The organism is Streptomyces lushanensis (assembly GCF_001700515.1).
Lineage (GTDB): Bacteria > Actinomycetota > Actinomycetes > Streptomycetales > Streptomycetaceae > Streptomyces > Streptomyces lushanensis.
The window spans coordinates 1-5,096 of record NZ_MAUD01000478.1 but is presented as its reverse complement, the minus strand read 5'-3'; the positions used below and the strand labels follow the sequence as shown (position 1 = coordinate 5,096).

Genomic DNA, 5,096 nt, shown 5'->3' with positions numbered 1-5,096 from the left:
GGGGACGGGGACATGGCGTCGAGGATGATCGCCGTCGTCCGGCGGGAGACCTCGTCCACCTCGCGGCTGACACCGCGGTCCGCGAAGGTCAGGGCGCGGATCATGGCGTCCGCGAGGTGGGGATCACGCCGGAGGGCGCGGAAGGCGCGCATCAGCGTCTCGGCGACCCGGGCGGCGGGGTCGTCGGTGCGGGGCGGGCGTCTGGCGAGGGTGGTGTGGAGATGCTCCAGCCGGTCCTGCATCGTGGCGACCAGCAGATGGATCTTGGACGGGAAGTACCGGTAGAGCGTGCCGAGAGCCACGCCCGCCTCCTCGGCGACCTCCCGCATCTGTACGGCGTCGAAGCCACCCTCGCACGCCAGCCGGCGGGCGGCGGCCAGGATCCGGCGGCGGCGCGCCTCCTGACGTTGTGTCAGCGGCGCCGGCGGGTCAGGCGCCGGTCCGGTTTGCGTGGTCATCCCCGTCCGTCCTCCGCTCCATCGCGCTTCGCCGCGTCCGGGCCGTACCGCGGGCTCCGGACCGCACAGCATGGCAGGGCGGGCGTGGTGGCGCGAATCACCCGGTCCGGGCGGTACAGCGACGCTACTTGCCGGTAAATTCGAAGGCTGTGGACGAACGAGTCTGAAACTTGTTCTAGATCGGCGTCGGCGGTTACGCTCCGGCGAAACGCGGAGAGCGCAGTGAGACAGGGGGCCGAGAGTGACCGCTGAGGCCATGCGGGCGGGCACCGGAGCACGGTCCCGGCGGTCCCGGAGGTCCCACGGCGACCGGCCGTTGCGTATCGCCCTCCTCAGTTACAAGGGCAACCCGTTCTGCGGCGGCCAGGGCGTCTACGTCCGCCATCTCTCCCGTGAACTCGCCCGCCTCGGACACCATGTCGAGGTGATCGGCGCCCAGCCCTACCCCGTGCTCGACGAGGGCGTTCCGCTCACCGAGCTGCCCAGCCTCGATCTCTACCGGCAGCCCGATCCCTTCCGTACGCCGCGCCGCGACGAGTTCCGCGACTGGATCGACACCCTTGAGGTCGCCACGATGTGGACCGGCGGCTTCCCCGAGCCGCTGACCTTCTCGCTGCGCGCCCGGCGCCATCTCACCGCCCGCGCCGGGCAGTTCGACGTCGTGCACGACAACCAGACGCTCGGTTACGGACTCCTCGGCGACCTCGGCGCACCGCTGGTCACCACCATCCACCACCCCATCACCGTCGACCGGCGGCTGGATCTCGACGCCGCCGAGGACTGGCGCAGACGCGCCTCCGTACGCCGCTGGTACGGCTTCACCCGGATGCAGGGGCGCGTCGCGCGCCGGCTGCCGTCCGTCCTGACCGTCTCCGGCTCCTCGAAGCAGGAGATCACCGAACAGCTCGGGGTACGGGCGGACCGTGTCGAGGTCGTACACATCGGCGCCGACACCGAACTGTTCTCGCCCGACCCCGCCGTGCCCGAGATACCCGGCCGTATCGTCACCACCTCCAGCGCGGACGTGCCGCTCAAGGGCCTTGTGCATCTGATGGAGGCGCTCGCCAAGGTCCGCACCGAACACTCCGCCGCGCATCTCGTCGTCGTCGGCAGGCGCCCGGAGTCCGGGCCGGTCGCGCGGGCCGTCGAGCGGTACGGGCTGGAGGACGCCGTCGAGTTCGTCAAGGGCATCTCCGACGCGGAGCTGGTGGAGCTGGTGCGCGGCGCGCAGATCGGCTGTGTGCCGTCCCTGTACGAAGGGTTCTCGCTGCCGGCCGCCGAGACGATGGCCACCGGTACGCCGCTCGTCGCCACCACCGGCGGTGCCATCCCCGAGGTCGCGGGCGCGGACGGGGAGACCTGTCTCGCCGTACCGCCGGGTGACGCGGGCGCGCTGGCCGCCGCGCTGGGACGGCTGCTCGGCGACGCGCAGCTGCGCGCCCGGCTGGGCGCGGCGGGCCGGGAGCGGGTGCTGTCCCGGTTCACCTGGGCGCAGGCCGCCCGGGGCACCGCCGAGCTGTACCGCGCGGCCGTCGCCCGGCGGGCCGGCGCCCGGTCGACGCCGTAACCCCCCTTGCCCTGTCCGTACGTCCGTGCCCCCGACCGCGAAAGCAGGACGACCCTGTGCTGACCGTGGACTTCACCCGCTTCCCGCTCGCCGCGGGCGACCGTGTGCTCGATCTGGGGTGCGGCGCGGGCCGGCACGCCTTCGAGTGCTACCGGCGGGGCGCGCGGGTCGTGGCCCTCGACCGCGACGGCGAGGAGGTCCGCGAGGTCGCCAAGTGGTTCGCCGCGATGAGGGAGGCAGGAGAGGCGCCGCAGGGCGCCACCGCCACCGCGATGGAAGGGGACGCGCTCCAACTGCCCTTCCCCGACGGGTCGTTCGACGTCGTCATCGTCTCCGAGGTGATGGAGCACATCCCGGACGACAAGGGACTGCTCGCCGAGGTGGTCCGGGTGCTGCGGCCCGGCGGGCGGATCGCGGTCACCGTGCCGAGGTACGGCCCGGAGAAGGTGTGCTGGGCGCTCTCCGACGCGTATCACGAGGTCGAGGGCGGCCATATCCGTATCTACCGGGCCGGTGAACTGCTGGGCCGCGTACGGGAGGCCGGGCTCAAGCCGTACGGCACCCACCACGCGCACGCGCTGCACGCGCCGTACTGGTGGCTCAAGTGCGCGTTCGGCGTGGACAACGACAAGGCGCTGCCCGTCCGCGCGTACCACAAGCTGCTGGTCTGGGACATCATGAAGAAGCCCGCCGTCACCCGGGTCACCGAGCAGTTGCTCAATCCCGTGGTCGGCAAGAGCTTCGTGGTCTACGCGACCAAGCCGCGCCTTCCCGCGGCGGATCCGGCCCTGCCCGCGGCGGGCGCCAAGTGACCCTGGCCGGCCGTGGACCGGGCGCCACGGAACATCTCGTCCTGCCCGGTGTGCTCACCGCCGAACAGGCCGCCGAGACCGTCGCCGGCATCCTCGCCGTGCAGCACCGCGACGGTGCGATCCCGTGGTTCCGCGGCCACCATCTCGATCCCTGGGACCATGTCGAGGCGGCCATGGCGCTGGACGCGGCGGGCGAACACCCGGCGGCGGCACGGGCGTACGAGTGGCTCGCCCGGCACCAGAACGAGGACGGGTCCTGGTACGCGGCGTACGAGGAGCCCGTCGGCGCCGGGGCCCCGGGCGCCGGTCCGGGGCACACCCTCACCCGGCCCGGCGACCTGGGCCGCGAGACCAACTTCGTCGCGTACGCCGCCGTCGGCATCTGGCACCACTATCTGGCCACCGGCGACGACGCGTTCCTCGACCGGATGTGGCCCGTCGTCCACGCCGCGGTCGAGTTCGTGCTCGCGCTCCAGCAGCCCGGCGGGCAGATCGGCTGGAAGCGCGAGGCGGACGGCACGCCCGTCGACGACGCGCTGCTGACCGGGAGTTCGTCCGTGCACCAGGCGCTGCGCTGTGCGCTCGCGATCGCCGAGGAACGCGAGGAGCCGCAGCCCGACTGGGAGTTGGCGGCGGGCGCGCTCGGGCACGCGATACGCCACCACCCCGAGCGGTTCCTCGACAAGAGCCGCTACTCGATGGACTGGTACTACCCCGTGCTCGGCGGCGCGGTCACCGGGGCGCAGGCCACGGCACGGATCGCCGCGGGCTGGGACCGTTTCGTGGTGCCGGGGCTCGGAGTGCGCTGTGTCGTGCCCAACCCCTGGGTGACCGGCGGCGAGAGCTGTGAACTGGCCCTGGCCCTGTGGGTGATGGGCGAGTCCGACCGGGCGCTGGAGATCCTCCAGTCCATCCAGCATCTGCGCGCCGAGGGCGGGATGTACTGGACGGGCTATGTCTTCGAGGGTAACCGGGCCGTCTGGCCGGAGGAGCGCACCACCTGGACGGCGGGCTCGCTGCTGCTGGCGGTGGCCGCGCTCGGCGGCGACGAGGCGACCACCGCCGTGTTCGGCGGCGGGCGCCTGCCGCGCGGGCTGGAGCCCGACTGCTGCCGCTGAGCCGGCGCACCGGCCGGACCCGGGAGCGGTCCCGGTCGGCGTCGCGCCGACGGGCGGAGCGCCGGCCGGACCGGCGGACGGGGCCCGTCCATCAGAGGCGGCGCACACGGCCGGCGACGCCGTGGCCGATCAGCAGATAGACGACGGCCGCGAGTCCGTAGCCGCAGACGACACGTGCCCATGCCTCGTCGAAGGTGAACAGGTCGTAGGACCAGCCGGCCAGCCAGCGTGCCGCGTCCTGGACGAACTCCACCAGGTCGTTGGCGCGGTTGGCGTCCAGCAGGTACATCAGGATCCAGAGGCCCAGTATGAAGGCCATGATGTCCGCGACGACGACGATGACCGTCGCCGCGGAGCCACTTCCACTGCGATGACGTGAGGACATGTCCAGCGTGTTGCCTGTCGTGGGCGGCTGAAACCCGGACGGCCCATCCCGGGTGGCGGTGGTACGGGTACGGCGTGACGCTTCAGGCAGTCCGCCAGGGAGGTCCTCCGTGTCCGTCGAGGCTCGCACCACCACCAGCGGTCCGATACGCCGCACCGTGACGGCGCTGCTCCTGATCTGCGCGCTCCTGCTGCCCACCGCCGCGTGCGGCGGCGCCGAGGACGACGCCGCGGCCGCCGCGGCCACACCGGCGGCGCTGGAGACGACGGGTTCCGCGCAGGCGCAGAAGTTCGCCAAGACCCGGTTCGTCGCCAACGCCGGTCTCGCGGCGGGCGCCACGTACCAGTGGATCGTCAAGCCGTACCGCGAGGGCAAGTTCGAGAAGGGCGCGAGCGGCCGTAGGTTCGCCCTGATCAAGGCCGGTCTCGCGGGCGCCTTCGCGTACAACCGGCTCAAGGCGGCGGCCGAGAACGCCAAGGGTGACCCGCTGCTCGCCAGGGCGATGGCGCCGCTCGCCGCCGGGATCGCGTCGCTCAAGGGGATCGGCGCCAAGCTCGGCAAGGGCGAGGCGGGAGGCGCCGAGGTCGGCACGTTCGAGAACGTCATCAACGACGTCAAGGGCGCGGGCAGCGACTCGGGCGCGGTGGTGAAGGACAAGGTGCCGTCGGTGACACAGCTCAGCCGCGGCTGACCGTCCCGCGCGACCGGCCGCCGCGAGTCCCCGTAAGGCCCCGGCGTCCCCGCACGGTCAGCGGG

Annotated in this window: 6 protein-coding genes; 4 read left to right on the top strand and 2 right to left on the bottom strand. The window is 72.7% G+C overall.

Annotated elements, in window-relative coordinates; translation table 11 throughout:
- The coding region (locus tag BFF77_RS30035; protein WP_066956258.1) for a TetR family transcriptional regulator at positions 1–458 on the bottom strand (458 nt) is incomplete at its 3' end.
- 241 nt (positions 459–699) lie between these two features.
- Here BFF77_RS30035 and BFF77_RS30030 point away from each other — a divergent pair.
- Genes BFF77_RS30030 through BFF77_RS30020 form a run of 3 tightly spaced genes read left to right on the top strand, consistent with a single transcriptional unit; the run spans position 700 to position 3,955 of the window.
- Positions 700–2,025 (top strand): glycosyltransferase family 4 protein, encoded by a 1,326-nt coding sequence (locus BFF77_RS30030; RefSeq protein ID WP_066956255.1) that lies wholly within the window; start codon positions 700–702, stop codon positions 2,023–2,025.
- A gap of 56 nt (positions 2,026–2,081) precedes the next feature.
- A complete protein-coding gene (locus BFF77_RS30025; RefSeq protein WP_066956252.1) occupies positions 2,082–2,837 on the top strand; it encodes a class I SAM-dependent methyltransferase in 756 nt (251 codons plus the stop codon).
- Between the two features lie 2 nt (positions 2,838–2,839).
- Positions 2,840–3,955 (top strand): prenyltransferase, encoded by a 1,116-nt coding sequence (locus BFF77_RS30020; RefSeq protein WP_425424446.1) that lies wholly within the window; start codon positions 2,840–2,842, stop codon positions 3,953–3,955.
- A gap of 91 nt (positions 3,956–4,046) precedes the next feature.
- Here BFF77_RS30020 and BFF77_RS30015 read toward each other — a convergent pair whose 3' ends face one another.
- Positions 4,047–4,340, bottom strand: a complete 294-nt coding sequence (locus tag BFF77_RS30015) for a hypothetical protein (protein WP_066956262.1) — start codon at positions 4,338–4,340, stop codon at positions 4,047–4,049.
- Positions 4,341–4,449: 109 nt separating this feature from the next.
- On the opposite strand from BFF77_RS30015, the gene BFF77_RS30010 reads away from it, so the two are divergent.
- Positions 4,450–5,031 (top strand): hypothetical protein, encoded by a 582-nt coding sequence (locus BFF77_RS30010; protein ID WP_066956244.1) that lies wholly within the window; start codon positions 4,450–4,452, stop codon positions 5,029–5,031.
- The last annotated feature ends 65 nt before the right edge of the window (positions 5,032–5,096 follow it).

Bases quoted from the DNA above. Each gene is read 5' to 3' on its own strand.
- BFF77_RS30015 (WP_066956262.1), bottom strand. From the start codon at position 4,340: ATGTCCTCACGTCATCGCAGTGGAAGTGGCTCCGCGGCGACGGTCATC.